23 protein-coding genes and 1 tRNA gene are annotated in these 24,065 nt (G+C 69.5%); 15 read left to right on the top strand and 9 right to left on the bottom strand.

Annotated features, from left to right (window positions below):
- Positions 1-60: 60 nt before the first annotated feature.
- Positions 61-336: a hypothetical protein gene (locus C5E05_RS04505; RefSeq protein ID WP_104341243.1), complete on the top strand. Its 276-nt coding sequence runs from the start codon at positions 61-63 to the stop codon at positions 334-336.
- Between the two features lie 67 nt (positions 337-403).
- On the opposite strand, the gene C5E05_RS04500 is transcribed toward C5E05_RS04505, so the two are convergent.
- Complete coding sequence (locus C5E05_RS04500; protein ID WP_258064769.1) at positions 404-1,057, bottom strand: CatB-related O-acetyltransferase; 654 nt, start codon at positions 1,055-1,057, stop codon at positions 404-406.
- A gap of 97 nt (positions 1,058-1,154) precedes the next feature.
- On the opposite strand from C5E05_RS04500, the gene C5E05_RS04495 reads away from it, so the two are divergent.
- The gene (locus C5E05_RS04495) at positions 1,155-2,252 is read left to right on the top strand and encodes an SDR family oxidoreductase (RefSeq protein ID WP_104341241.1); all 1,098 of its coding nucleotides are present in this window, start codon (positions 1,155-1,157) and stop codon (positions 2,250-2,252) included.
- A gap of 273 nt (positions 2,253-2,525) precedes the next feature.
- Here the strand turns inward: C5E05_RS04495 and C5E05_RS04490 are convergent, their stop codons facing one another.
- Together C5E05_RS04490 and C5E05_RS04485 are read right to left on the bottom strand one after the other, a co-directional pair.
- A complete protein-coding gene (locus C5E05_RS04490) occupies positions 2,526-3,440 on the bottom strand; it encodes an endonuclease domain-containing protein (RefSeq protein WP_104341240.1) in 915 nt (304 codons plus the stop codon).
- Between the two features lie 695 nt (positions 3,441-4,135).
- A complete protein-coding gene (locus tag C5E05_RS04485; protein ID WP_258064768.1) occupies positions 4,136-5,914 on the bottom strand; it encodes a dolichyl-phosphate-mannose--protein mannosyltransferase in 1,779 nt (592 codons plus the stop codon).
- A 50-nt stretch (positions 5,915-5,964) separates the two neighbouring features.
- Here C5E05_RS04485 and rsmI point away from each other — a divergent pair, with 50 nt between their 5' ends.
- From rsmI to C5E05_RS04455, 6 genes are all read left to right on the top strand, one after another.
- Positions 5,965-6,777 carry a 16S rRNA (cytidine(1402)-2'-O)-methyltransferase gene (gene rsmI, locus C5E05_RS04480; RefSeq protein WP_104241739.1) on the top strand — a complete coding sequence of 271 codons (813 nt, stop codon included), beginning with the start codon at positions 5,965-5,967 and terminating at the stop codon, positions 6,775-6,777.
- A gap of 69 nt (positions 6,778-6,846) precedes the next feature.
- Entirely contained in the window at positions 6,847-8,415 is a 1,569-nt protein-coding gene (gene metG / locus C5E05_RS04475; RefSeq protein WP_104241737.1) for a methionine--tRNA ligase, read from the top strand.
- Between the two features lie 80 nt (positions 8,416-8,495).
- Entirely contained in the window at positions 8,496-9,437 is a 942-nt protein-coding gene (locus C5E05_RS04470) for a TatD family hydrolase (RefSeq protein ID WP_104341466.1), read from the top strand.
- Entirely contained in the window at positions 9,434-10,285 is an 852-nt protein-coding gene (gene rsmA / locus C5E05_RS04465) for a 16S rRNA (adenine(1518)-N(6)/adenine(1519)-N(6))-dimethyltransferase RsmA (protein WP_104341239.1), read from the top strand. Before C5E05_RS04470 ends, rsmA begins: the two co-directional genes overlap by 4 nt.
- Before the next feature lie 177 nt (positions 10,286-10,462).
- On the top strand, positions 10,463-10,762 hold the full coding sequence (locus C5E05_RS04460) for a hypothetical protein (RefSeq protein ID WP_146081030.1): 300 nt from the start codon (positions 10,463-10,465) through the stop codon (positions 10,760-10,762).
- Positions 10,728-11,819: a hypothetical protein gene (locus C5E05_RS04455; protein ID WP_104341237.1), complete on the top strand. Its 1,092-nt coding sequence runs from the start codon at positions 10,728-10,730 to the stop codon at positions 11,817-11,819. Before C5E05_RS04460 ends, C5E05_RS04455 begins: the two co-directional genes overlap by 35 nt.
- A gap of 8 nt (positions 11,820-11,827) precedes the next feature.
- On the opposite strand, the gene C5E05_RS20025 is transcribed toward C5E05_RS04455, so the two are convergent.
- Positions 11,828-12,235: an N-acetyltransferase gene (locus C5E05_RS20025; RefSeq protein ID WP_181059357.1), complete on the bottom strand. Its 408-nt coding sequence runs from the start codon at positions 12,233-12,235 to the stop codon at positions 11,828-11,830.
- Positions 12,236-12,495: 260 nt separating this feature from the next.
- On the opposite strand from C5E05_RS20025, the gene C5E05_RS04445 reads away from it, so the two are divergent.
- The 4 genes from C5E05_RS04445 to C5E05_RS04430 all read left to right on the top strand — a co-directional run bounded on the left by C5E05_RS04445 (position 12,496) and on the right by C5E05_RS04430 (position 17,298).
- Positions 12,496-13,536 carry an LLM class flavin-dependent oxidoreductase gene (locus C5E05_RS04445; RefSeq protein ID WP_104341235.1) on the top strand — a complete coding sequence of 347 codons (1,041 nt, stop codon included), beginning with the start codon at positions 12,496-12,498 and terminating at the stop codon, positions 13,534-13,536.
- An 18-nt stretch (positions 13,537-13,554) separates the two neighbouring features.
- The gene (locus C5E05_RS04440) at positions 13,555-14,898 is read left to right on the top strand and encodes an LLM class flavin-dependent oxidoreductase (RefSeq protein ID WP_104341234.1); all 1,344 of its coding nucleotides are present in this window, start codon (positions 13,555-13,557) and stop codon (positions 14,896-14,898) included.
- Positions 14,899-15,024: 126 nt separating this feature from the next.
- Positions 15,025-16,374: a M20/M25/M40 family metallo-hydrolase gene (locus tag C5E05_RS04435; protein WP_104341233.1), complete on the top strand. Its 1,350-nt coding sequence runs from the start codon at positions 15,025-15,027 to the stop codon at positions 16,372-16,374.
- A gap of 171 nt (positions 16,375-16,545) precedes the next feature.
- Positions 16,546-17,298: a MerR family transcriptional regulator gene (locus tag C5E05_RS04430; protein WP_104341232.1), complete on the top strand. Its 753-nt coding sequence runs from the start codon at positions 16,546-16,548 to the stop codon at positions 17,296-17,298.
- Between the two features lie 148 nt (positions 17,299-17,446).
- Here the strand turns inward: C5E05_RS04430 and C5E05_RS04425 are convergent, their stop codons facing one another.
- From C5E05_RS04425 to C5E05_RS04405, 5 genes are all read right to left on the bottom strand, one after another.
- Positions 17,447-17,809 carry a hypothetical protein gene (locus tag C5E05_RS04425; RefSeq protein ID WP_104341231.1) on the bottom strand — a complete coding sequence of 121 codons (363 nt, stop codon included), beginning with the start codon at positions 17,807-17,809 and terminating at the stop codon, positions 17,447-17,449.
- Positions 17,806-18,252, bottom strand: coding sequence for a hypothetical protein (locus tag C5E05_RS04420; RefSeq protein WP_104341230.1), 447 nt, complete (start codon positions 18,250-18,252; stop codon positions 17,806-17,808). Before C5E05_RS04420 ends, C5E05_RS04425 begins: the two co-directional genes overlap by 4 nt.
- A 9-nt stretch (positions 18,253-18,261) precedes the next feature.
- Positions 18,262-20,088 (bottom strand): ABC-F family ATP-binding cassette domain-containing protein, encoded by a 1,827-nt coding sequence (locus tag C5E05_RS04415; protein WP_104341229.1) that lies wholly within the window; start codon positions 20,086-20,088, stop codon positions 18,262-18,264.
- A gap of 56 nt (positions 20,089-20,144) precedes the next feature.
- Positions 20,145-20,750: a MarR family winged helix-turn-helix transcriptional regulator gene (locus C5E05_RS04410; RefSeq protein WP_104307016.1), complete on the bottom strand. Its 606-nt coding sequence runs from the start codon at positions 20,748-20,750 to the stop codon at positions 20,145-20,147.
- Positions 20,751-20,879: 129 nt separating this feature from the next.
- A complete protein-coding gene (locus tag C5E05_RS04405; protein ID WP_104307015.1) occupies positions 20,880-21,332 on the bottom strand; it encodes a nuclear transport factor 2 family protein in 453 nt (150 codons plus the stop codon).
- Between the two features lie 122 nt (positions 21,333-21,454).
- Between C5E05_RS04405 and C5E05_RS04400 the strand changes: the two genes are divergently transcribed.
- The 3 genes from C5E05_RS04400 to C5E05_RS04390 all read left to right on the top strand — a co-directional run bounded on the left by C5E05_RS04400 (position 21,455) and on the right by C5E05_RS04390 (position 24,058).
- Positions 21,455-21,526: transfer RNA gene (locus tag C5E05_RS04400), tRNA-Gln, on the top strand.
- Positions 21,527-21,600: 74 nt separating this feature from the next.
- Positions 21,601-23,046 carry a bifunctional UDP-N-acetylglucosamine diphosphorylase/glucosamine-1-phosphate N-acetyltransferase GlmU gene (glmU, locus tag C5E05_RS04395; RefSeq protein ID WP_104341228.1) on the top strand — a complete coding sequence of 482 codons (1,446 nt, stop codon included), beginning with the start codon at positions 21,601-21,603 and terminating at the stop codon, positions 23,044-23,046.
- A 34-nt stretch (positions 23,047-23,080) separates the two neighbouring features.
- Positions 23,081-24,058 carry a ribose-phosphate diphosphokinase gene (locus C5E05_RS04390; protein WP_104241709.1) on the top strand — a complete coding sequence of 326 codons (978 nt, stop codon included), beginning with the start codon at positions 23,081-23,083 and terminating at the stop codon, positions 24,056-24,058.
- Positions 24,059-24,065 lie beyond the last annotated feature (7 nt).

Below are 24,065 nucleotides of genomic sequence, written 5' to 3'. Positions count from 1 at the left end.
CCCACGGGATACGGAGGGACTTCGGATGGCTCGCTCAAGGAGGCGTCCTAGCCTCGCACGATGACGAATTCAAAGACTCGCAAGTTTGCAGGGCTCAGTGGACTCGCCGCGGTCGGCGCGCTCGCGGGAGCGCTCTTCGCCGCTACCCCTGCCAGCGCCGCCGGTTCGGCCTACTACGCCTTCGAGACCCAGGCGGCGTGCATGGCGAAGTGGGGAGCCGTCGTCGGCGGCTCCGTCGGAACCGGATCGAACGTGTACATCGGGCCGAACGCCTGCTCGCAGGACACGACGGGCACGTTCGCGGGCATGTACCGCCTCTACGTCGCCTACCCGTAAAGCCGACCGTCACGCGGCGCGGTGGCGCTGCGCAGCCGCGCTGCGGCGTGGCCGTGCAGCGCCGCGGCTACGCCAAGTTGTCGGCGATCGAAGCGAGCTCGGCCACTGAACCGTCGGCGATGACACGGACATGCTCCGTGACCGCCTCGAGGGGCCAGTCCCACCAGGCGACCTCGAGGAGCGTCCGGACGTCGTCGTCATCGAAGCGGCGACGGATCAGCGTCGCCGGGTTGCCGCCCACGATGCCGTAGTCGGGCACATCCTTCGTCACGACGGATCCAGTGGAGATGATCGCCCCGTCGCCGATACGCACCCCCGGCATGATGGTGACGTCCCCGCCGATCCAGACGTCGTTGCCGACGACCGTGTCGCCGCGGCTCGGCAGGTCGCTGACGAGGTCGACGTGCTGCCCCCAGGCTCCGCCCATGATGGGGAACGGATACGTGGATGGCCCAGACATGCGGTGGTTGGCGCCGTTCATGATGAACCGCACGCCGGAGGCGATGGCGCAGAACTTCCCGATGACCAGACGCTCAGGCCCGTAGTGGTGCAGCACGTTGCGCGTCTCGAACGCCGAGGGGTCGTCGGGGTCGTCGTAGTAGGTGAAGTCTCCGACGCTGATGAGCGGGCTGGTGACGAGCGGCTTCAGGAGGATGACCCGCTCCTGACCGTCGATCGGATGCAGCGTGCTGGGGTCAGGGGCAGACGCGGGTTCATTCACCGAACCAGTGTAGAACCGCGCCATTCTGGGCCTGCGGTGCGCATCCCGAACCGCGCGGCCATGGAATAGCCATCGCGGCAGCCTCGTTGCACCCCTGATGACCTCGAACTCGAACAGCACCACCAACGCACCGAGGACCGCGCTTGTTGTGGGCGCCTCCGGCATCACCGGCTCCGCCCTCGTCGATCGCCTGAGCCAGGACGGATGGGAGGTGCTCGCTCTCTCCCGCCGCGCCGTGACGAGCGGCACCGTGCGGGGCATCGCCGCTGACCTCCGCGACCCGGCGAGCCTGCGCGCTGCGCTCGCGGACGAGCGCCCCACGCACGTGTTCTTCACCGCGTGGCAGCGACAGGCGACGGAGGCGGAGAACATCGCCGTGAACGGCGCCATGGTCCGTGACCTGCTCGCGGCGCTCGACCACGCCCCCGTGGAGCACGCCGCCCTGGTCACCGGACTCAAGCACTACCTGGGCCCATTCGAGGCCTACGCCGCGGGCGAGATGCCCGACACCCCGTTCCGTGAGGAGTCCCAGCGGCTCGACACCCCGAACTTCTACTACGCGCAAGAGGACGAGCTCTTCGCAGCAGCAGCCCGCCAGCAGTTCACGTGGTCGGTGCATCGGTCGCACACTGTCATCGGGCATGCCGTCGGCAACGCCATGAACATGGGCCTGACGATCGCCGTGCAGGCCACGATCGCGAAGCACCTCGGCGTGCCCTTCGTGTTCCCCGGCAGTGCGGCGCAGTGGAACGGCCTCACCGACATGACCGACGCGGGGGTCCTCGCCGAGCAGATGGTGTGGGCGTCGACGGAGCCAGCTGGCCGCAACGAGGCCTTCAACATCGTCAACGGGGACATCTTCCGTTGGCGGTGGATGTGGCCTCGCCTCGCCGAGATGCTCGGCGTCCCCGCCGAGCAGGTCGTCGGGTTCGACGGGCAGGCGCGCCCCCTCGAGGAGCAGATGGCGCAGCTCGAGCAGCACTGGCCGGCCATCGCCGCCGAGCACGACCTCGTCGAGTCGGACATCTCGCGGCTCGCATCCTGGTGGCACACCGACGCCGACCTCGGACGCGAGATGGAGGTCGTCACCGACATGGGCAAGAGCCGCTCCGCTGGCTTCCTCAGCTTCCGCCGGACCGACCAAGCCTTCGCTGACCTCTTCGAGCGCTACCGCGCCGACCGCCTCATCCCCTGAGCGCATTCCCTGGCCGCCTCCCGGCTGGCCGCTTCCGGCTGAGCGCGCTCGGCGGCCAGGTAGGTCGCTTTCACCCCTCCAGACGGCTCCGCCTGGCCCGTTTGGGTCGCTTTCACCCCTCCAGATGTCTCCGCCAGGGCTAGTTAGGTCACTTTCGCCCTGCCGACGGCTCCGCCTGGGTCATTTGGGTCAGTTTCACCCTTCCAGACGGCTCCGAACGGGGTGAAAGTGGCCCAAGTGGGCCTCTGCGCTGCGCGCTACCGGGTTACCGCGCTACCGGGACAGCGCCGCACGCAACCGCGCGAGGAAGGCGGCGGCGTCGGGGAACAGGTCAGCGTGGGTGACGCGGATGACGCGCCATCCGGCCGCGATCAGCGCCTCCGTGCGGGTTATGTCGCGCCGGAACTGCGCGGGGCTCAGGTGCACTTCGCCCTCGTACTCCACGACGACGCGCTGGGCTCGGAAGACGAGGTCGCCTCGTGCCAGGAAGCGTCCGCCCGCGTGGATATCGGCGTTGACGGCGGGTTCCTCGATGCCCGCGTCCACGATGAGGCAGCGAAGCCAGCTCTCCGGTGGCGAGGCAACGTGCTCCCGAAGGCGCGGCAGGGCGCCGCGCAGCACCGAGCAGCCACGGAGTCGGCCCCAACGCTCTACGGCGTCCTCCAAGCAGGTGAGCTGGGTCAGCGAGCCGGACGAAACCCGCCCCGGGTAGCGGTCGAAGTCGCTGATCATCGCGTCGCCGACCGTGACCAGCTCCGTCTCGCTGAACGAACTCGCCAGAAGAGCGAAGAGCAGCGGCACGGGAACCACCCGGACCCCGTCGATGAGGTCCGCCTCCCAGAGGTCATCCCGGATGCGCCGCGCACGGACCCCCGCCGCTCGCGGTCTCGAGGTCGACTGCCTGGCAAGCACGTCGACGGTCTCCGAGCGGTGGCGCCGCGGTACCGGCAGCCCGTAGACCCGCAGCGCGGAGGGCCCGCTCAGCGCCTGACCGCCGCGGAGCCGTGGCCCGAAGCGGAGTACCTGCTCCCTGCTGGTGAGTGCGGGTTCCGTCGCTCGCACTCCGCGGTAGGGCCGAGCGAGGCTCTGACGGGCGAGGGCTTTCTTGGTGAGACCCGCGGCGTTCCCCTCCGCGATCCCGAACGCGCGGTCTCTGAGCTCCTCGGGGATCGGGATGCGCGCGGCCATGCCGGAAACCTACGTATGTCGGCGTCGTCGCGCTGACGTTCTCCACAGCCCGCCGCCCCCAGCCCACCGTCCCACCGCCCGACGCCTCCGCAGACGGCCGTTTCCGTTTCCGTTTTTGGCGTCGGGCCCCTCGTGAAGAGGTCACTTTGAGCCCATGTTGCGCGGTCTGTTGGGGGGAAAGTGACCCATTTGGCGTGGGGTCGTGTGTGCGGGGATGCGCGCGCGCATGCGGGAAGTCCATGCACGTCGGCGTCCCGGCGTCGCGGCGCCTCTTCAGGAGGTCACTTTGAGCCCATGTTGCGCGGCTCGATGGGGGCAAAGTGGCCCATTCGGCGCGGGGGCGCGTGCGGGGGATGCGCGCGGCCATGCCGGGAACCTGCGCAGGTCGGCGTCGCGGCGCTGAAATTCTCCGCAGCCCGCCGCATCTCCTGGCGCTCTCGGCCTCGCCGCGCCTCGTGAAGAGGTCACTTTGGGCCCGTGTTGCGCGGTCAGATGGGGGCAAAGTGGCCCATTCGGCGCGGGGGCGCGTGCGGGGGATGCGCGCGGCCATGCCGGGAACCTGCGCAGGTCGGCCTCGCCGCGCCTGGTCAAGAGGTCACTTTGGGCCCGTGTTGCGCGGTTCGATGGGGGCAAAGTGACCCATCCGGCACGGGGGTCGCGGATGCGGGGCGCGCGGGGCGCGCGCCGCGGCGCAGCTACCGCCAGCTGGGCAGCCAGTGCGTGAGCGACCAGTAGGAGGTGGAGATCATCTGGCCGGTCCACACGGGCCAGAAGAGCACGGAGACGAGCGCCATGATCACGAGCAGCACCCCGACCGCGGAGACGCCGATAGTCCTGGAGGGGCGCGGGGTCTCGCGGTCGCCGGCGATGGTCTGGATGACCACGAGGGAGGCGAGGATCATGAACGGCAGGAACGCGATCGCGTAGAAGTGGAAGACGGCCTGGCGCTCGAGGTACGCGAGCCACGGGAAGTAGCCGGCCCCGTAGCCGACGAGGATCGCGAAGTACTGCCATTTCGGGCGCAGGAAGCACATGATGATGAGGAACAGGATCGACACGGTGCCGAACCAGAAGATGATGGGGTTCGAGATCGACGTGATCGCCTCGACGCACTGTCCGACATCGCAGGATGAGCCGTCGCCCGCCTCCGAGTAGACGTAGCTGAACGCGGTGGGGCGGATGAGGAACGGCCACTCCTGCGGCCCAGACTGGTAGGGATGCTCGGCGCTGAGTCCGCGGTGGAAGTTGTACGCCTCGACCTGGTAGTGCCAGAGGCTCTGCAGGGGCAGTGGCACCCACGAGAGCAGTCCGGTCCACGCGTTTCCCGCCTCCTCGGCCCAGCCGCGGTAGAAGCCGCCCGTGGTGGTGAGCCAGCGGGTCCAGGTCGCGAGGTAGGTGAGGGCTGCGAGCGGCACGGTCAGGAGGAACGACACGGGGCCCTGCATGAGGATCGCGGCGGAGCCCCAGAAGGTCACGCCGAGCCGCTTCCGCTCGATCATGTCGATGACGAGCGTGTAGACGCAGAACGCGGCGAGGAAGTAGAGGCCTGACCATTTCACGGCCGACGCGGCGCCGAGGGTGACGGCCGCCGCCATGAGCCAGGGCCGCCACCAGAGGCGGGGCCCCCAGTCGGGTCCGACGGGCTTCACGTCGGGCGCTCGCGAGGTGGTCGTGGCCTTCGTCGGAATCGGGTCGCCGTCGAGGCCCTCCTCCGCCCGCCAGGCCATGATCTTCGTGCGCAGCTTGCGCTGCTGGTCCTCGCGATCGAGGAGCACGAAGAGGAAGGCGAGCAGCACGAAGAACATGAGGATGCCGTCGAGGATCCCGACGCGCGACATGACGATCGCGTGCCCGTCGATGGCGAGCATCCCGGCGCCGATCGTGGCGAGCACGGGCGAGCGGAACAGCTTCTTGGCGATGACCCAGAGGAGCGGCACGGCCAGGGTGCCGAGCAGGGCGACGGCGAATCGCCATCCGAAGGGGTTGTCGGCACCGAACACGAGCATCCCGAGCCCGATGAGGTACTTCCCGAGGGGCGGATGCACGACGTACGACGGGTCGGTCGTGTACCCGTTCGGGTCTCCTGCGTTGAACGCGTCGTTCGGGTTCTCGGGCCACTCGGCCTCGTAGCCGAGGTTGAGGAGGGTCCACGCGTCTTTCACGTAGAACGTCTCGTCGAAGATCAGGAAGTGCGCGCCGCCGAGGTTCCAGAACCGGAGGACGGCGGCGAGGAGGGTGACGACGCCGAGGAGGATCCACTCGGTGCGCACTCGCAGCCTGGGGGTGCTCGTGACGCGCGCCCACAGGTCGTCGAGCACCGAGCCGCGCGCCACCGGGGCCACCGGGGCCTTCGCCGCCGGCGCGGCAGGGGCACCGGATGCGGTCACCGTGCCGCTCGTCGCCGTCGCGGGGGCCGTCGTCGGGGACGACTCGGCCGCCTCGTCTGGTGTTCCCGTGTCTGCTTGCTCGCTCACCCAAGCAATCGTAGGGGGCCGCGGGGCGAGCGCGTGGGAGGATCGCAGCCATGATCATCCTGGCCGGCACCCCCATCGGGAACCTCGGCGACGCTTCGGCGCGCCTCATCGACACGTTCAAGAACGCCACCCTCGTGGCGTGCGAGGACACCCGTTCGACGGCGAAGCTGCTCGGGATGCTGGGCGTCGAGAACCGCCCGCGGCTCGTCGCCCTCCACGAGCACAACGAGGACGAGCTCGCGAAGACCATCGTCGAGCAGGCGCGCGAGGCCGATGTGGTGCTCGTCAGCGACGCCGGCATGCCGGGAATCTCCGACCCGGGCTACCCGATCGTGGCGCTCGCGGCGAAGGAGGGGGTGACGGTGACGAGCGTGCCGGGGCCGAGCGCCGTCATCACGGCGCTCGCGATCTCGGGGCTGCCGACCGACCGCTTCACGTTCGACGGCTTCCTGCCTCGCAAGGCGGGGGAGCGGGAGACGTTCCTGCGCTCGCTCTCGAGTGAGCCGCGCACGGTGGTCCTGTTCGAGTCGCCGCACCGCCTGGCGCGCACGCTCGCCGACATGGCCGCGATCTGGCCGGCCGATCGTCGCATCGCCGTCTGCCGGGAGCTGACGAAGCTCTACGAGGAGGTCAGGCGGGGGACCGCGGCTGAGCTGGTTCCGTGGGCGGAGGAAGGGGTGCGCGGCGAGATCGTGATCGTCGTGGAGGGTGCGGCCCCCGCAGTCGTCGACGAGGCTGGGGCCCAGGCGATGGTCGCGGAGCTCGTAGCGGGCGGGATGCGCCTGAAGGACGCGGCCGCGCAGGTCGCCTCCGAGACAGGCATGAGCAAGCGAGACCTCTACCAGGGCCAGCTCGCGAAATAGTGGGCCAGGGGTGGCGCTCAGGGGCACCTCGCGTCGTAACAGTGCTCGGCCGACAATAGGATGATCCCCATGGCTTCCGGCGAATCGTTCTACATCACGACACCGATCTTCTACGTCAACGACGTCCCCCACATCGGTCACGCGTACACGGAGGTCGCCGTCGACGCGCTCGCCAGGTGGCACCGTCAGCGTGGCGACACCACGTGGCTGCTCACGGGCACCGATGAGCACGGTCAGAAGATCATGCGCTCGGCGCTCGCGAACAACGTCACCCCGCAGGCGTGGGCCGACAAGCTCGTCAACGAGGCGTGGAAGCCCATGCTCGAGACGCTCAACATCTCGAACGACGACTTCATCCGCACGACGGACGAGCGCCACGAGACTCGCGTGCAGCGCTTCCTGCAGAAGCTCAACGACGCCGGCTTCATCTACGACGCCGAGTTCGAGGCGCTCTACTGCGTGGGCTGCGAGGAGTTCAAGCCGGAGTCCGAGATCGTCGCCGGCACCGGCCAGTACGAGGGCGAGAAGGTCTGCGCCATCCACTCGAAGCCGCTCGAGCTGCTGCAGGAGCAGAACTACTTCTTCAAGCTCAGCGAGTTCCAGGACCGCCTGCTGGCGCTCTACGAGGAGAACCCGGAGTTCATCCAGCCGTCGTCGGCGCGCAACGAGGTCATCTCGTTCGTGCGCTCGGGACTCCGCGACCTGTCGATCTCGCGCACCACGTTCGACTGGGGCGTGAAGGTGCCGTGGGACGAGTCGCACGTCGTCTACGTGTGGTTCGATGCGCTCCTCAACTACATCACGGCCATCGGCTACGGCGACGACGAGTCGGAGCTCGAGAAGTTCTGGCCGGCGCACCACATCGTCGGCAAGGACATCCTGCGCTTCCACGCCGTCATCTGGCCGGCGATGCTCATGGCCGCCGGCCTGCAGGTTCCGGCCGGCATCTTCGCGCACGGCTGGCTGCTCGTGGGCGGCGAGAAGATGTCGAAGTCGAAGCTGACGGGCATCGCGCCGACGGAGATCACAGATGTCTTCGGCTCCGACGCGTTCCGCTACTACTTCCTGCGCGCCATCCACTTCGGGCAGGACGGCTCGTTCTCGTGGGAGGACCTGTCTGCTCGCTACCAGGCTGAGCTCGCGAACGGGTTCGGGAACCTCGCGTCGCGGGTCATCGCGATGGTGAACAAGTACTTCGACGGGGTCGTCCCGGAGCAGTCCACGATGCTCGAGTCGGAGCAGGTCATCATCGACCTCGCGACCGAGGTCGCGGCGAAGGCCGACGAGGCGATGCTGGCGTTCGACATCGATGGCGCTCTCGCGCACATCTGGCGGCTGGTGGATGCGCTCAACGGGTACATCACGGAGCAGGAGCCGTGGGCGCTCTCCAAGCAGGGCGATGAGGGCCGTGCGCGCCTCGCCGCGGTGCTCGAGGTCACGACTCGCTGCCTCGGCCACCTGGCCGTGCTGCTCAACCCGTTCGTCCCGATCGCGGCCGAGAAGCTGTGGTTCGCGATCGGCGGCAACGGCGAGCTCGCCTCCACCCGCATCGACAACGCCTACGCGCTTGTCGGCTCTCGGCCGCTGAGCGAGCTGCCGCCGCTCTTCCCGCGCATCGAGCAGGAAGTCCAGCGGTAGCGGTGACCGAATCCCAGCACGACGCCGGAGCTCACGATGCCGGAGCGCCGGACGCCGGGGCGCCGGGTGACGCCGAGAGGCTGCGCCGCCGCTCTGCGACAAGCGAGTCCGGGCACACGCGCATCCTCGCCTACCCGCCGTACCCCGAGGCGCTTGCCGTGCCCTGCTACGACAACCACACGCACCTCGAGATCGAGGATGGTGAGGAGGACGAGCGCCTGACGCTCGACGAGCACCTCGCCGCCGCAGTCGCAGCTGGCGTCAAGGGGGTCGTGCAGGTCGGCAACGACGTGCCGTCGAGCCGGTGGTCGGCGCGCGTCGCGGCGACGCACGAGCGCGTGCTGGCGGCGGTCGCGCTGCACCCGAACGTCGTGCCGGAGCTCGCCGCCGCTGGCACCCTGGAGGACGCGATCGCCGAGATCGACCGCCTCGCGGCCGAGCCGCGGGTGCGGGCCATCGGCGAGACGGGGCTCGACTACTTCCGCACGCCGGAGAAGGCCGACCAGCTGCTGCAGGTCGAGGCGTTCGAGCGGCACATCGGGCTCGCGAAGAAGCACGGCCTCGCCATGCAGATCCACGACCGGGATGCGCACGACGACGTCATCTCGACCCTCAAGCGGGTCGGTGCCCCGGAGCGCACGGTCTTCCACTGCTTCTCCGGCGACGCGGACATGGCGCGCATCGCGGCTGCGGAGGGCTGGTACCTCTCGTTCGCGGGCACGGTCACGTTCAAGAACGCCGCGTCCCTGCGGGAGGCGCTGTCGGTGACGCCGATCGAGCGCATCCTCGTGGAGACGGATGCTCCGTTCCTCACGCCGGTGCCCTTCCGTGGCCGCCCCAACGCGCCGTACCTCATCCCGGTCACCCTTCGGGCGATGGCCGAGCATCTGGGGATCGCGGTGGATGCGCTGAGCGCCCAGGTCGCCTCGAACACCGAGGCCGTCTACGGCAGCTGGCACCAGGCAGCAGGCCAAGGCGCCCTCGCCGGTGACCTCACCTCCGACGAGAGAGAGACCGCATGAGCGTCAGCCTGCTCGGCGCCAACGAGATCCGCGAGCTCGCGGCCGAGCTCGATGTGACGCCCACGAAGAAGCTCGGACAGAACTTCGTGCACGACCCGGGAACGGTGCGGCGCATCGTGCAGACCGCCAAGGTCCGCTCGGGGGAGCACATCCTCGAGGTGGGGCCCGGCCTCGGCTCGCTCACGCTCGGTCTCCTCGAGACGGGCGCGAGTGTCACGGCTATCGAGATCGACGAGCGCCTCGCCGCCCGCCTGCCGCAGACGGTGGAGGAGCACGCGGCTGGCGCGCATCTCGACGTGATCGTCTCCGACGCCCTCCAGGTTCAGGAGGTGCCGGGCGAGCCGGTCGCGCTCGTCGCGAACCTTCCGTACAACGTGTCGGTGCCCGTGCTGCTGCACCTCCTCGAGCGGTTGCCGTCGCTGCAGCGCGGGGTGGTCATGGTGCAGGCCGAGGTGGGGGAGCGCATCGTTGCCGGACCTGGCTCGAAGGTATACGGCTCGCCGAGCGTGAAGGCCGCCTGGTACGGCACGTGGTCGAGTGCGGGCCTCGTGGGCCGCAAGGTGTTCTGGCCGGTGCCGAACGTCGACTCCATCCTCATCTCGTACTCGGAACGTGCTGAGCCGCGCGGCTCGGAGGAGCTGCGCCGCAAGGTGTTCCGCATCGTGGATGCCGCGTTCGGTCAGCGCCGCAAGATGCTGCGCCAGGCGCTGTCGCCGTTGCTCGGCGAGAACGCGGCCGCGACCTCGCTTGTGCTCGAGGCGTCCGGCATCGACCCCACCGCCCGCGGCGAGACGGTCGGCATCGACGACTACGTGCGGCTCGCGGAGGCCTGGACTCCCGAAGACTGAGCTCGGCGAGGGGCACCCGGGCCCTCGCTAATCCATCGGATCAGGGAACGCCTGGGAACGGATGGGACCACAGGAAACGACTGGGAATCCGTCGCGCACCGTCGAGCCGACTGGGGCAGACTAGCTTCGGGCACCACAACGAGGTCGGTGCTCGCGCAGCGCGTCGAGGGAGCGGTCATGGGCGACACATCTGCAGCCCGTCGTGTTCCTGGGGCGCCTCCGCGTCGTGCGCGCACCATCACGATCGTCGCCATCGTCACCGTTCTTCTCCTCGCCGCTGGCTGGGTCGTCCTCGCGTTCACGGACGAGTCGGACACCTCACCGACGGATGCCGTGAGCGAGTCGACGCTGCCCGGCTACCCCACGCGGGGCCCCCGAGCCGACCTCGACGACCGCGCTTGTGGCCGCCGCCGACCTCTGGCGGGAGGGAGGCGCAGACGACGTGACCGACAGCGCCGACGTGACGGGCAGGAGTGACGGCATCGAGATCCCGGACGGGCAGGTGATCGAGCTGCTCTGGGCCGGCGATGTCGACTCTCTTGCGCTCGGTTCGGTGCCGGGGCTCCGCAGCTCGTTCTCGGCGCGGCTCGTGATCCTCCGCTCCGACAACGCCGTCGCGGCCCTTGCGCGTCCGCTCGACGGTGCCGGCAGCGACGACGCAACGGCGTTCACGATGCTCGGGGCCTCCTCCATCACGACGAGCCGCTACGAGCGCGGGTTCACGGTCGCGCGGGGCGTGCTGCTCTTCCATGAGCGTATGCAGCGCGGCATGTCGCTCGAGACGGCGACCTTCTCCACGGAGACGGCACCCGCGCTGAGCGAGACGCCGACCTCCGACGGGCTCCTCCTCCTGTCTGCCAGGGCGCTGCTGCGCATCCCGGACGCGGGAGGCACGGCTGCGGCGGACGTCTACGCGGGGTTCGCCTACGTGCATCCCAGCTCGGGGCTGACGATGCTGCAGACCGAGGATGCCGACCGGGACTGGAGCGCGGTCACCGATCCCAAGCGCGGCAACGCGCGTTTCGCGGCGCTCTCGCGCGGCATCATCACCGCCCGGGACGAGCAGCGCGGGTACCGGCTGCGAGCATCCATCCTCGACGATCAGCCGCTGCCATCCGGTGAACGGCTCGCGCTCGCCTCGGTCTCCCACCTGGAAAGCCAGGGCCGCGGCTCTGGGGTCCTCTGGGCGGCGGTCATCGCCGTGCGCGGCGACGAGGACCCGGTCGTGCTCGGGGCGGGGGACGTCGCGAGACCGGTGAACGGCGCACCGCAGCTGCCCGTGATCGCGGCCAGGTGGGTCCGAGATGACGGTGTGGACGTGCTCGTCGTCGCGGGCACCCGCGAGATCACCTCGTTCGACATCGCCGCGTCTGGCGGCACGACCAGCTTCGCCGGTTCTGGCGGTGTCGTCGACCGCTCGCGCCTCGCCCTGACCTGGGAGGACGAGGCCGGGAACGCGGTGAGCCGACCGGCGCTCGTGGTCATCGGGATGTCGGGCGCCGGGCCGGTGCCGTCGCTCGAGCCGGTCAGCTGAACGGTGAGCTAACCGGCGAGCTCGAGGGTGAGCGCGAAGATCTGCGTCCAGCTCTCCTCGCCGTGCTCGAGCTCGGGCCGACGCTCGAAGCCGAGCTGCTCCAGGAGGCGCTGCATGGCGACGTTCTCCTCCGGCACGTAGGTGTCGATTCCGGCAGCCAGGTGCAGGTCCGCCCAGGTGATGGCGGCCCTCGTCACCCGGGTCCCGATGCCGGTTCCGCGCATGTCCGGGGCGACCCAGAGCTCGTCGAACGCGAGCTCCGAGCCGACGGCGTCGAGGGGGCCGGAGACCACGGCGCTTGCGACGACTCGTGTGCCGTCGAAGGGAATGGCGTGGAACTCGACGCGGCCGCTGCCCGCTCGGGTGGTGGTCACACGGACGGCGTTGCCGATCGACGTGTGCAGCCCGAGGCTCATTGCAGGACCGCCCTGCCTGTCTCGACGCGCTGCTGGCACATGAAGTTCAGGCCTGTTGTCGTGTGTGTCATCTTCATGCTCCTTCCACGGTCGGGGTTGTGCGGTCCGCTCCAGTGCGAGGCGTGCTGCTGCTTCGTTGGTGGGTACCGTACGTCTCACTTCACTAGGCCCGCACCGAGTGTTGCGCCAGAAGTCCTCCCGGGGCGGCAGGTGAAGCGTCGACATCCAGGCGGCGGCGCGCGCTTCATAGTCTTCGAGGCATGACTCACGAGAACCCGCCGTTTGCCATCGCCGTCGAAGCGGGCAGCGAAGGCGTCGGCCCACAGCGAATCCGCGCGGCGATCGCCGCGCTCGAGCGCTTCGGCGTGACCATCGCCACGTTCGAGGACATCGGCTTCCGCGACCTCAGGGCGGCGGCTCCGCGGCTGGACGCCATCGAGCAGGCCGCGTTCGCCGCCCCGCTCTCCGGGGCGACCGGCCTCGTGCCGCTCATCCGGGTCTCGGCGGTCGAGCCGTTCCACCTTGCGACGCAGCTCGCGACGCTCGACTACGCGTCGCACGGCAGGGCAGGGTGGATCGGCGACGTCGACGGCAGCGAGATCGAAGCGGCCGCGTTCGACCGGCCTCCGCTCGACGGGTCCGAGGCCCGCCGCACCGAACTCGACGACACCATCGAAGTGCTCGGCAGGCTCTGGGACTCCTGGGAGGACGACGCCGTCATCCGCGATGTCGAGACCGGCCGCTACCTCGACCGAGACAAGCTCCACTACGCCGATTTCGAGGGCGCACGCTTCAGCGTGAAGGGCCCGTCCATCATCCCGCGCCCGCACCAGGGGCAGCTGCCGACCTTCGCGCCGTACGGCTCGGCAGCGCCCGAGCTCGTCGACGTCGCGCTCATCCGCGAGCGCACGGTCCTCGAGGCGAGCGCCGCGGCCGGGCAGGCCGACTCCCAGGGCATCGCCCGCACGATCGTCGAGGTCTCGTTCGCGCTCGACGCGCCAGGACGCCCCGCAGCCGACCGGGCCGGTGCGCCCGCGGCCGACACGCAGGCGGCGGGCCGCATCCACTACTCCGGGGACGCGGCCGGTCTCGTCGAGCTCATCACCGAGGTCGCGTCGTTCGCGAACGGCGTGCGGCTGCTGCCCGCCGACTTCGGCGCGGATGCGCAGGAGCTCGGCCGCGCCGTGCTCCCAGCGCTTCGCCGCGCAGGCGTCTTCACCTCGCCGCGCGCCGGCGAGCATCTGCGCGACGCTCTCGGGCTCGCGCACCCCGCCAACCGCTACGCCGCCCAGGCCCTCTGAACGCGAAGGATCACGACGATGACACAGCACAGCACAGGTCCGACGCGGCCTGCCTCGGGAGCGGCGGGCGCAGGCCAGATCCAGTTCGGGGTCTTCTTTCAGGGCGTGAACTCGACGACGATCTGGTCGAGTGAGCAGAGCGGATCGCAGACCGAGTTCGAGTCGTTCCGCCGCATCGCGCAGACCGCCGAACGTGGACTCTTCTCCGCCTTCTTCCTCGGTGAGGGGCTGCGGCTGCGCGAGCATCTCGGCAGAATCCACGACAACGACGTGGCCGGGCGACCGGATGGCATCACGCAGCTCGCCGCGCTCGCGCCCATCACCGAGAAGATCGGCCTCGTCGCCACGCAGAACACCACCTACAACGAGCCGGCGGACCTGGCCTACCGGCTCGCGAGCCTCGACCTCCTCAGCGAGGGGCGCGCTGCATGGAACATCGTCACGACCGACAACGCGTGGACCGGCGCGAACTTCCGCCGCGGCGGTCACCTCGCGCACGAGCACCGCTACGACCGGGCGGCTGAGTTCGTGCGGGCAGCCAAGGAGCTGTGGGCGAACCGGGGCCGCGTCGATTTCGATGGTGAGTTCATCCGCTTCGTCTCCGAGCGGGTCCTCCCGCAGAGCCCGCAGTCGCGGCCCGTGCTGTTCCAGGCTGGCGACTCGAGCCAGGGGCGCGACTTCGGTGCCGAGCACGCCGACGTCATCTTCTCCGCGCACCCGGAACTGGAGGGTGCGACGGCGTTCGCCGCCGATCTGCGTGAGCGGCTCACGAAGTTCGGCCGTGCACGCGACGAGCTCGCGTTCTTCCCCGGCGCGACGATCATCGTCGCCGGAACTCCCAAGGAGGCGGAGGAGAAGGCCCGCTGGGTGCGCGAGCACCAGATCTCGCCCTCGACGTCGCTTCGCTACCTCGAGCAGTTCTGGGGCAAGGACCTCTCCCACGTCGACCCGGACGGTCCGCTGCCGGTGGAGGATCCGGTGGTGGCCGTCACCGATGGCACCCGCGGCAGCGCGTTCCAGAACGCGAAGGCGCTCGAGCTCGCGCAGCAGTGGCGGGAGAAGTCGGAGGCGCTCGGACTGTCGATCCGCGAGTTCGTGATCCACCTCTCCTCACAGCGTGGCTTCGTCGGCGGCGTCGACGAGGTCGCCGACACGCTCACCGAGCTGGCCCGCAGCGGAGCCGTGACGGGCATCAACCTGACCCCGTACCTCGTGCCCTCTGGACTCGACGACATCGTCGACCAGCTCATCCCGGCGCTCCAGGAGCGCGGCTCCTACCGCACCGAGTACCCGGGAACGACGCTGCGCGAGAACCTCGGTCTGCCCGCGGTCGTCGGCGATCTGGTGCCCGCGAGCGTCTGAGCCAGGGCGCCCCGGTGAAGGTGGGGGATGTGACAGGAGGGGTCGCGTGACTTCGTTCAGCCTGGCGCGTTACTCCGCGCAACGCTCCGGCGCGCGCCTCGGCTCCCTTCCGCCGAGGATTGGGGAATGACTTCGCTTCGCGACGAGACCGTCACCCTCCTGCAGCAGCTCATCCGCGCCGAGACCGTCAACGACGGTGCGCTCGACTCGGGCAACGAGTGGCGGGCCGCGGCGGTCATCGAGGAGTTCTTCGCCGGCAGCGGCGTCGAGCTCGCGCGCGTCGAGCCGTTCCCCGGTCGTGTCTCCGTCGTGGCACGCCTCGCGGGCAGTGACCCTGCCGCGGAGTCGCTGGCCCTCGTCGGCCACACCGATGTCGTTCCCGCGAAGGCGAGCGACTGGGTGCATCCGCCGCATTCGGGCGAGCTCGTCGACGGCGAGGTCTGGGGCCGCGGTGCGGTGGACATGCTGTTCCTCACCGCCTCCTACGCGGTCATCTTCAAGCGCCTCGCGACGAGCGGCTTCGCCCCCACCGGCGACCTCGTGTTCGCGGCCGTCGCCGACGAGGAGCAGGGCAGCCGGGCGGGGGTCGGCTGGTTCTCCGAGCACGACTGGGCCACGATCGCCGCCGACAACGTGCTCACCGAGTGGGGAGGCGCGCGCCTCGGCGGCATCGGCAGCACCGCCATCACTGTGGGCGTCGGCGAGAAGGGGGCAGCCCCACGGCGCATCGTCGTGCGCGGCGACGCGGCGCACGCCTCGGCCCCGTGGGGCAGATCGAACGCGGCCGTCACCCTCGCCAAGGTCATCGACCGCCTCCAGGCCGGTGCGCCGAAGCCCCGCATCAGCGAGCAGTGGCTCGACACGCTCGCAGCCCTCGACCTGCCGGCCGAGCTGAGCACGCGGCTCGCGCATCCTGACACCATCGACGAGGCCATCGACGAGCTCAGCGCGCACCCCGAGCTCGGCGAGCTCGCCCCGTTTGTCCACGCCTGGACGCACACGACCGTCGCCGTCACCGTCGTCGACGCCGGGTCGAAGGTCAACGTCATCCCGGACAGCGGGTCGATCTCGCTCGACATCCGGGTGCTGCCCGGCGTGACCGAGGACGACGTCGAGGCACACCTCGCCGCGGTGGCCGCCGAGTTCCCGGGCCTCGTGAACGTCGAGGGGGAGTGGTTCTCGGCGGCGAACGAGTCACCCACCACGACTCGCCTCTACGGGCAGATCGAGGAGGCACTCGCCGAGTTCGTGCCAGGAGCGAAGCCCGCCCCCATCGTCGGTGTCGGCGGCTCCGATGCGCGCTTCTACCGGCTGCACGGCGCGAACGCCTTCGGGTTCGGGATACTCAGCTCAGAGCTGACCTTCTCGGTCGCCCGCAACAGGTTCCACTCCGCGAACGAGCGGCTCGACCTCGAGTCCATCGACCTCACGGTGCGCGCCCTCGATCACGTCGTTCGAGGGTTCCTGTCCGCCTGACGCGAGCTTGACGGGCTTGACGAGCTTGATGCACCCGTTCGGGGGCTCGGGCAATCTCGTGCACCCGCTTGACCTTGACGCAGCGTCAACTTCTACAGTCGTTCTCGAGCGGTTCGGATCTCCCGAGAACGGGGGAGCCGCTCACACGATCTGAGCGAGAGGACGCCCGCCATGGAATGGTCGATCGGCGAAGTAGCGAAGCGGTCGGGGGTGACCTCGCGGACGCTGCGGCACTACGAGAGCATCGGCCTGCTTCGGCCGAGCCGGACGGGCGCCAACGGCTACCGCTACTACGACGAAGGCGCGCTGGTTCGGTTGCAGCGCATCCTGCTCCTTCGCGAGCTGGGCGTTGGCCTGTCAGCGATCGGAGACGCCCTCGCCGGCCGGAGCGACGACGTCGCTGCGCTCGAGACGCACCTCGGCTGGCTCCACGACGAGCGCGGCCGCCTCACGACGCAGATCGGATCGGTGCGTGCGACGCTCGCCGCGCTCAAGGGAAAGGAACAGCTCATGCCCGAGCAGATGTTCGACGGATTCGACCACACGCAGTACAAAGGCGAGGTCGAGGAGCGGTGGGGTGCCGAAGCCTCTGCCGAGAGCGACACGTGGTGGCGCGCCCTCGGCGCGGACGGCAAGAAGGGCTTCCTGGAGGAGCAGACGCGGATCCAGGATGCGTTCAGCGCGGTCCAGTCGGCGGGGCTCGGGCCCGCCAGCGACGAGGCGCAGGCGGCCGCCGCCCGCCAATTCGCGTGGATCAGCGACAGCTGGCAGGGCAAGGCGCCAACGGCCGAGCTGTTCACGAACCTCGGCGAGATGTACGTCGCCGATGAGCGCTTCGGCAAGAACTACACGCGCGTCCACGCCACGGGTGCCGAGTTCGTGCGCGACGCGATGAGCATCTACGCCGAGCGCACCCTCGACTAGCCGTCCCTTCCGTAGCTCGAGCCGACCGAGTCCGCACAAACGTCAGGGAGATGCATCTCCCCGTCGAGCGCAACGTGCATCTGGGTGACTCCTGCGCAGGCGACCTGACGCGGGAGTCACGCATGGGTGGGTGCGCAGAGGTGGGTGCTCAGTGCAGCGTCGTCGTGTCGACCTGCGGGCCGCCCTCGTACGTGACGGTGATGGTGAGCGGCCGACTGCTCGCGCTCTCCGGCAGCTCGAACTCGAACGAGACGGGTGCGAGCATGAGGATGCAGATGGCGTCCGGGTCGACGATGGGGAAGTGGATGCGCACCTCACCCGCCGAGGTGACGAGCAGTTCGGGGTCTCCCGCGCCGCACAGGGGCCGGTTGTTGAGCATGTCGAGTCGGAACCTCGACACGGCGACCCAGGCGAAGCTCGGTGCCACATCCTCGTTGGTGCCCGCGCCGAGAGGATCGTAGTCCGCGGGCGGCGTGACCGAGACGCCCGTTGCCAGGTCCGGTCCCCTCATTCGAGGGTGCCGTGGTCGACGTGCTTCATGTTCTCTGCCGTGACCGTGATCTGCAGGGGGCGGCCGGTCGCGTCCTCCGGCAACTCGAACTCGTAGGCAAGCGTCCGTTCCGAGGCTTCGCACGCCGCATCCCGATCAGTGATCGCGTAGTGGATGTGCAGCTCGGTCGTCGACGCTGCGACGACCGTCGGCGCCCCCGAACCGCACTGCGCGCGACTGTTCCAGGTGCTCATCGTGAAGTGCGTCTCGTCGACCCACTCGAAGTAGGGCACGACCCCGGGGCTGCCGTCGTTCGGGTACGGGTCAAAGTTGGGGCTCGGTGCCATGAACACACCGGCGTTCTGGGCGGGCCCGGTTGAGCAAGCCGCCAGGGTCGATGCCACCGCCAGGGCGCACAGCGCCGCCGCCGAGGTGAGACGGAGGCGGGGCGCGCTGACCTTCATGAGCTCAGGCTACGCCTCGAGGATCTCGGAGAGCTCGAGCCAGCGTTCCTCGAGCGCGTCGATGTCGGCCGCGAGGGCTTGCCGCTTGGCGGTGATGGCCCCGAGTCCCTCGTAGTCGCCCTGGTCGTGGGCGGCGAGTTCGGCGTCGACCTTCTTCATGGACTGCTCGATCTTCTGGATCTTGCGGGCGATGCCCTGCACCTCCTTCTCGGCGCTGCGGCGGTCGGCGCCGCCGATGGAGAGGCCGGAGGCGCTGGAGGCTGAAGCTGACGAGGAACCGCCGGCGGTCGCATCCGTCGTGCTGGAGAGCGTCGCGGGGGCTGAGCCCTTGAGGCTGTTGGCGCGCAGCTCGAGGTACTGGTCGACGCCGCCGGGAAGGTGGCGGAAGCCGCCGTCCCACACGGCGTACTGCTGGTCGGTGACGCGTTCGAGCAGGTACCGGTCGTGCGACACGACGAGGAGGGTGCCCGGCCACGTGTCGAGGAGGTCTTCCATCGCGGCGAGCATGTCGGTGTCGAGGTCGTTGGTGGGCTCGTCGAGGATGAGCACGTTCGGCTCGTCGAGGAGGATGAGGAGCAGCTGGAGGCGCCTGCGCTGGCCACCGGAGAGGTCCTTCACGGGGGTCTGGAGCTGCGTGGTCGTGAAGCCGAGGCGCTCGAGCAGCTGCGACGGCGTCATCTCCTTGCCGCCGGACACGTAGCTCGACTTCTGGCGCGCGACGACCTCGCGGACGCGGTCGTTCTGGTGCTCGTCGAGTTCGGCGAGGCGCTGCGAGAGGGTCGCGATCTTGACGGTCTTGCCGCGCTTCACCTTGCCGCTCGTCGGCTCGAGGGTGCCCGCGACGAGGTTGAGGAGCGTCGACTTGCCCGCCCCGTTCACGCCGAGGATGCCGGTGCGCTCGCCAGGTGCGATGCGCCACTCGATGTCGCGGAGCACCTCCTTGTCGCCGAAGGTGACGCCGACGTCGAGGAGGTCGACGACGTCCTTGCCGAGGCGCGCCGTCGCGAGCTGCGACAGCTCGACGGGGTTGCGCACGGGAGGCTCGTCCTCGATGAGCTGCGTCGCGGCCTCGATGCGGAACTTCGGCTTCGCCGTGCGGGCTGGGGCGCCGCGGCGCAGCCACGCGAGCTCCTTGCGCATGAGGTTCTGCCGCTTCGACTCGATGGCGGCAGATTGCCGGTCGCGCTCGACGCGCTGCAGGATGTACGCCGCGTAGCCTCCCTCGAACGGGTCGAGAACGCGGTCGTGCACCTCCCACGTCGTCTCGCAGACCGCATCGAGGAACCACCGGTCGTGCGTCACGACGACGAGCCCGCCCTGGTTCTTCGACCAGCGGCCGTTGAGGTGCTTGGCGAGCCAGGCGATGCCCTCGACGTCGAGGTGGTTGGTGGGCTCGTCGAGCATGATGATGTCGTCGTCGCCGATGAGCAGGGCCGCGAGGGCCACACGGCGCTGCTGGCCACCGGAGAGGTCGCCGATCTTGTCGGTCCATTCGAGGTCGCCCGCGAGCCCGTTCACGACATCGCGGATCTTCGCGTCGGAAGCCCAGTCGTGGTCGTCCATGTCGCCGACGATGGCCTGCTTGACGGTGAGTTCCGGGTCGAGGGTGTCGGCTTGGTCGAGCATCCCGACGCGCACGCCCCGTCGCCGTGTGACCTTGCCGCCATCGGGCTGGATGCGGTCGGCGAGCAGCTTGAGCAGGGTCGACTTGCCGTCGCCGTTGCGTCCGACGATGCCGATGCGGTCGCCCTCTTGGATGCCGACGGAGACGCTGTCGAAGACGACTCGAGTCGGGAACTCGAGGTGGAGCGCTTCCGCGCCGAGAAGATGGGCCATCAGACCAGCTTAAGGCCGGAGAGGCCCGGCGCCCTCCGAGCGAGGGCGGTGGGGGCTCAGTGAGCGGGGTCGTCCATCCGAAGCGAGAGGGTGCGCAGGGCGGTCGCGAGGTCGTCCCGCGTCTCGAGGTCGAGCTCGGCGAGCAGCTCGCGCTCGGCGGCGACGAGCCGAGTGAGGGCCTGGTCGACGAGATCGCGCCCGTTTGCGGTCATGGTGACGAGGATGCCGCGGCCGTCGTTGGGGTCGACCTCGCGGGTCACGAGCCCCCGGCTGACGAGGCGGTCGATGCGGTTCGTCATGGTGCCGCTCGAGACGAGGTTCGACGCGAGCAGGTGCTTGGGGCTGAGGCGGTGCGGTGACCCGGCGCGGCGCAGCGCCGAGAGGACGTCGAACTCCCACAGCTCGAGGCCGGTCTCGGCGAACGCGGCCTTGCGGAGCGCGTCGAGCTGCTTCGCGATGCGCTTCACGCGGGAGAAGATGCGCAGCGGGTCGACGTCCAGGTCGGGCCGTTCCCGAGACCAGTCGCGCACGATCGTGTCGACCGTGTCGGTCGGATGCGCGGCGTGGCCGCCGTGCCCGACCTCGCCGTGCCCGCCCCCGCTGAGCTCGACCGTCGCGCGCGGAACGTCACGCTGGTGAGCTGCACGTCTGGGGGCATCCATACGTCCCATTATGGCGAGTCCCGCGAGTGCACGTTGACGAGCCAGGGGCGGGCCCTTCGTTCCGCTGGCGCGGCGCGTCCGCCGACTCGTCGCGGCGCGGTCTCCCTGCCGCGGAGGAACGCTCGGTTCCTAGGAGTTCGGGTGGTGCGCGTCCACGTCGCGCTTCGTCACGACGAGGCCGTCGTCGGCGCCGACGGGCGCTGAGGTGTGCTCGTGCGCGACCACCCAGTCGCCCCTGTGCTGCACGATCGCCCAGGTGAGGCGGTTGTCCATCCACTCGAGCTCGCCCTCGGGGCTCTGCCAGGAGTAGCGGACGAAGCTCTCGACGACCACGACGTCGTGGTCTCCGTAGGCCCGCAGATCGGTGAAGGTGGCCGCATGCGTGCCCGACTCGATGGAGTCGAACCAGGCGTCGAGTGAGGTGCCCCAGGCGTCAGCTCCCTCGTGGGACCAGGTGCTCCAGAGGTCGAAGACGCGCACGTCGGGCGCGTAGAGCGACATGATGGCGGCTTTGTCGCGACCTGCTACGGCTGCCGAGTAGGTGTCGGTGAATCGCCGCGCGATGGACAGGGCTTCGGACATGACGCCTCCTTGTGTCTTCTGCTTCGCAGTCTGACCCAATCCCCTCCACAGCACCAGCGGCGCTTGCCCGCGGTCTCTCCGGTTCTGGCACAATTGGCGAGTGCGCGCGTGAGCGGGCACGTTCCTCCTTGGTGTAACGGCAGCACGACAGCCTTTGGAGCTGTTAGGTCCAGGTTCGAATCCTGGGGGAGGAGCGGCGCGGGGGTGCTGCATGCCACCGTGGACCGTGATGGCGTTCGAATCACGGCGCCCACAACGAGGAGGATCTGTGACCGATCGAGAACTCGCAATCGTCATCCTGGCGGCTGGCCAGGGCACGCGGATGCGCTCGAGCACCCCGAAGGTGCTGCACCGGCTCGGTGGCATCCCGCTCGTGGGGCACGTGCTGCACACGGCCGCCGAGCTTGGCCCCGCGCACACCGTCACGGTGGTCCGGCACGATCGCGACCGCGTCGTCTCGGCGATCCGAGATCTGGCCCCCGACACGCAGTTCGCCGACCAGGACGAGGTGCCCGGCACCGGTCGTGCGCTGGAGGTCGGCCTCGAGTCGCTCCCCGCTGACTTCGACGGCGTCGTCGTCGTGCTCTCGGGTGACGTGCCGCTGCTCGACTCCGGCACGATCGGGCGGATGATCGAGCAGCACCGTCGCGCGCAGAACCAGCTCACGCTGCTGAGCGCCTTCGTGCAGGAGCCCGCGGGCTTCGGACGCATCGTGCGCTCCTCCGGCGGCGACTTCGACGAGATCGTCGAGCACAAGGACGCGAGCGAGGAGCTGCTGCGCATCTCCGAGATCAACGCCGGGGTGTACGCGTTCGACGCCCGCACGGTGCGTCAGGTGCTCGGCCGAATCGACGACTCGAACTCGCAGCGGGAGAAGTACCTCACCGACGCGGCGAAGCTCATCAAGGCGGATGCGGGGCGCATCGAGGCGATCGCCGTCACCGACCCGGAGATCGTGCAGGGCATCAACGACCGCGTGCAGCTCGCGGAGGCGCAGCGTTACTACAACGCGCGTCAGATCCGGCACTGGCAGCTCGAGGGCGTCACGGTGCACGACCCGGCGACGACCGTCATCGAGGGCAACGTCTCACTCGGCCGAGACGTCGAGCTGCTCCCCGGAACCCAGCTGCGCGGGGCGACGTCCGTCGCCGAGGGGGCCATCATCGGGCCGGACACGACGCTCGTCGACTGCGAGGTCGGCGAGGGCGCCGTCGTGAAGCGCACCGACGCGACCCTCAGCGTCATCGGCGCTGGTGCGACCGTCGGCCCGTGGGCGTACCTGCGGCCGAACACGATCCTCGGGGCCGGAGGCAAGATCGGCACGTTCGTGGAGACGAAGAACGCGCAGATCGGCGACGGCTCGAAGGTCCCGCACCTCTCCTACATCGGGGACACCGAGGTGGGTCAGAACTCGAACGTCGGCGCTGGCACGATCACGGCCAACTACGACGGGGTGAACAAGCACCGCACCACGGTGGGCAGCAACGTCCGCTCCGGCTCGCACAACGTCTTCGTCGCCCCGGTTAGGATTGGCGACGGAGCCTACACAGGGGCCGGGACCGTCGTCCGCAAGGACGTTCCGGCTGGTGCACTCGCCATCAACGTCGCACCTCAGCGCAACGCTGAGGGGTGGGTGCTGAAGAACCGAGCGGGCACCGCCGCGGCAGAGGCCGCCGAGGCGGCCTCTGCGGCAGATTCCACACCGAACGCGTAACAACAGAGCAAGCACAGGAAACGGGCGGTACAGCGTGTCTGGCATCATCACCTCCACGGAGAAGCGACTTGTTCTCGTCTCGGGCAGAGCTCATCCTGAGCTCGCCGAGGCAGTCGCCGCAGAACTGGGCATCGAGCTCGGAGAGACCGAGTCGCGCACCTTCGCGAACGGCGAGATCTACGCTCGCTACGGCGAGAGCATGCGAGGGGCCGACGTGTTCGTGCTCCAGTCGCACTGCCCGCCCATCAACGAGTGGCTGATGGAGCAGCTCATCATGCTAGACGCGCTCAAGCGCGCGTCGGCGAAGCGCATCACGGTCGTCGCACCGTTCTACCCGTACGCGCGTCAGGACAAGAAGGGTCGCGGCCGCGAGCCGATCTCTGCCCGTCTCGTCGCCGACCTCTTCAAGGCGGCCGGTGCCGACCGCATCATGTCGGTCGACCTGCACGCCCCGCAGGTGCAGGGCTTCTTCGACGGGCCCGTCGACCACCTCTTCGCGATGCCGGTGCTGCTGCAGCACTTCCGCGAGAAGCTCGACCCGGCGACCCTCACCGTCGTGTCCCCGGACATGGGGCGCGTGCGCGTCGCCGACGTGTGGAGCGATCAGCTGGATGCGCCACTGGCGATCATCCACAAGCGCCGCGACCCGAGGGTCGCGAACCAGGTGAGCGTGCACGAGATCGTGGGTGACGTGAAGGGTCGCGTCTGCCTGCTCGTCGACGACCTGATCGACACGGGCGGAACCATCGTGAAGGCCGCCGAGGCGCTCAAGGCCGCCGGTGCCATCGGTGTCGTCGTCGCGGCCACGCACGCCGTGTTCTCGCACCCGGCCGTCGAGCGTCTGAGCTCGGATGCGATCGACGAGGTCGTCGTCACCGACACGCTGCCGTTGCCGCCCGAGAAGCGCTTCGACAAGCTCACGATCCTGCCGATCGCCCCGACGCTCGCTCGCGCGATCACCGAGGTCTTCACCGACGGATCGGTCACCTCCATGTTCGACGGCGCCGCCTAGCCACCAC

This window comes from Pseudoclavibacter sp. AY1H1, from assembly GCF_002931055.1.
GTDB lineage: Bacteria > Actinomycetota > Actinomycetes > Actinomycetales > Microbacteriaceae > Pseudoclavibacter.
Note: the sequence above shows the minus strand (reverse complement) of the source record. Positions and strands in the feature narration are given on the sequence as shown.

What these genes read in the sequence shown, in the direction of transcription:
- C5E05_RS04505 (WP_104341243.1), top strand. Translation starts at nt 61, where the DNA reads ATGACGAATTCAAAGACTCGCAAGTTTGCAGGGCTCAGTGGACTCGCC.
- C5E05_RS04495 (WP_104341241.1), top strand. Translation starts at nt 1,155, where the DNA reads ATGACCTCGAACTCGAACAGCACCACCAACGCACCGAGGACCGCGCTT.
- C5E05_RS04490 (WP_104341240.1), bottom strand. Translation starts at nt 3,440, where the DNA reads ATGGCCGCGCGCATCCCGATCCCCGAGGAGCTCAGAGACCGCGCGTTC.
- rsmI (WP_104241739.1), top strand. Translation starts at nt 5,965, where the DNA reads ATGATCATCCTGGCCGGCACCCCCATCGGGAACCTCGGCGACGCTTCG.
- metG (WP_104241737.1), top strand. Translation starts at nt 6,847, where the DNA reads ATGGCTTCCGGCGAATCGTTCTACATCACGACACCGATCTTCTACGTC.
- rsmA (WP_104341239.1), top strand. Translation starts at nt 9,434, where the DNA reads ATGAGCGTCAGCCTGCTCGGCGCCAACGAGATCCGCGAGCTCGCGGCC.
- C5E05_RS04460 (WP_146081030.1), top strand. Translation starts at nt 10,463, where the DNA reads ATGGGCGACACATCTGCAGCCCGTCGTGTTCCTGGGGCGCCTCCGCGT.
- C5E05_RS20025 (WP_181059357.1), bottom strand. Translation starts at nt 12,235, where the DNA reads ATGAGCCTCGGGCTGCACACGTCGATCGGCAACGCCGTCCGTGTGACC.
- C5E05_RS04445 (WP_104341235.1), top strand. Translation starts at nt 12,496, where the DNA reads ATGACTCACGAGAACCCGCCGTTTGCCATCGCCGTCGAAGCGGGCAGC.
- C5E05_RS04440 (WP_104341234.1), top strand. Translation starts at nt 13,555, where the DNA reads ATGACACAGCACAGCACAGGTCCGACGCGGCCTGCCTCGGGAGCGGCG.
- C5E05_RS04435 (WP_104341233.1), top strand. Translation starts at nt 15,025, where the DNA reads ATGACTTCGCTTCGCGACGAGACCGTCACCCTCCTGCAGCAGCTCATC.
- C5E05_RS04430 (WP_104341232.1), top strand. Translation starts at nt 16,546, where the DNA reads ATGGAATGGTCGATCGGCGAAGTAGCGAAGCGGTCGGGGGTGACCTCG.
- C5E05_RS04425 (WP_104341231.1), bottom strand. Translation starts at nt 17,809, where the DNA reads ATGAGGGGACCGGACCTGGCAACGGGCGTCTCGGTCACGCCGCCCGCG.
- C5E05_RS04420 (WP_104341230.1), bottom strand. Translation starts at nt 18,252, where the DNA reads ATGAAGGTCAGCGCGCCCCGCCTCCGTCTCACCTCGGCGGCGGCGCTG.
- C5E05_RS04415 (WP_104341229.1), bottom strand. Translation starts at nt 20,088, where the DNA reads ATGGCCCATCTTCTCGGCGCGGAAGCGCTCCACCTCGAGTTCCCGACT.
- C5E05_RS04410 (WP_104307016.1), bottom strand. Translation starts at nt 20,750, where the DNA reads ATGGATGCCCCCAGACGTGCAGCTCACCAGCGTGACGTTCCGCGCGCG.
- C5E05_RS04405 (WP_104307015.1), bottom strand. Translation starts at nt 21,332, where the DNA reads ATGTCCGAAGCCCTGTCCATCGCGCGGCGATTCACCGACACCTACTCG.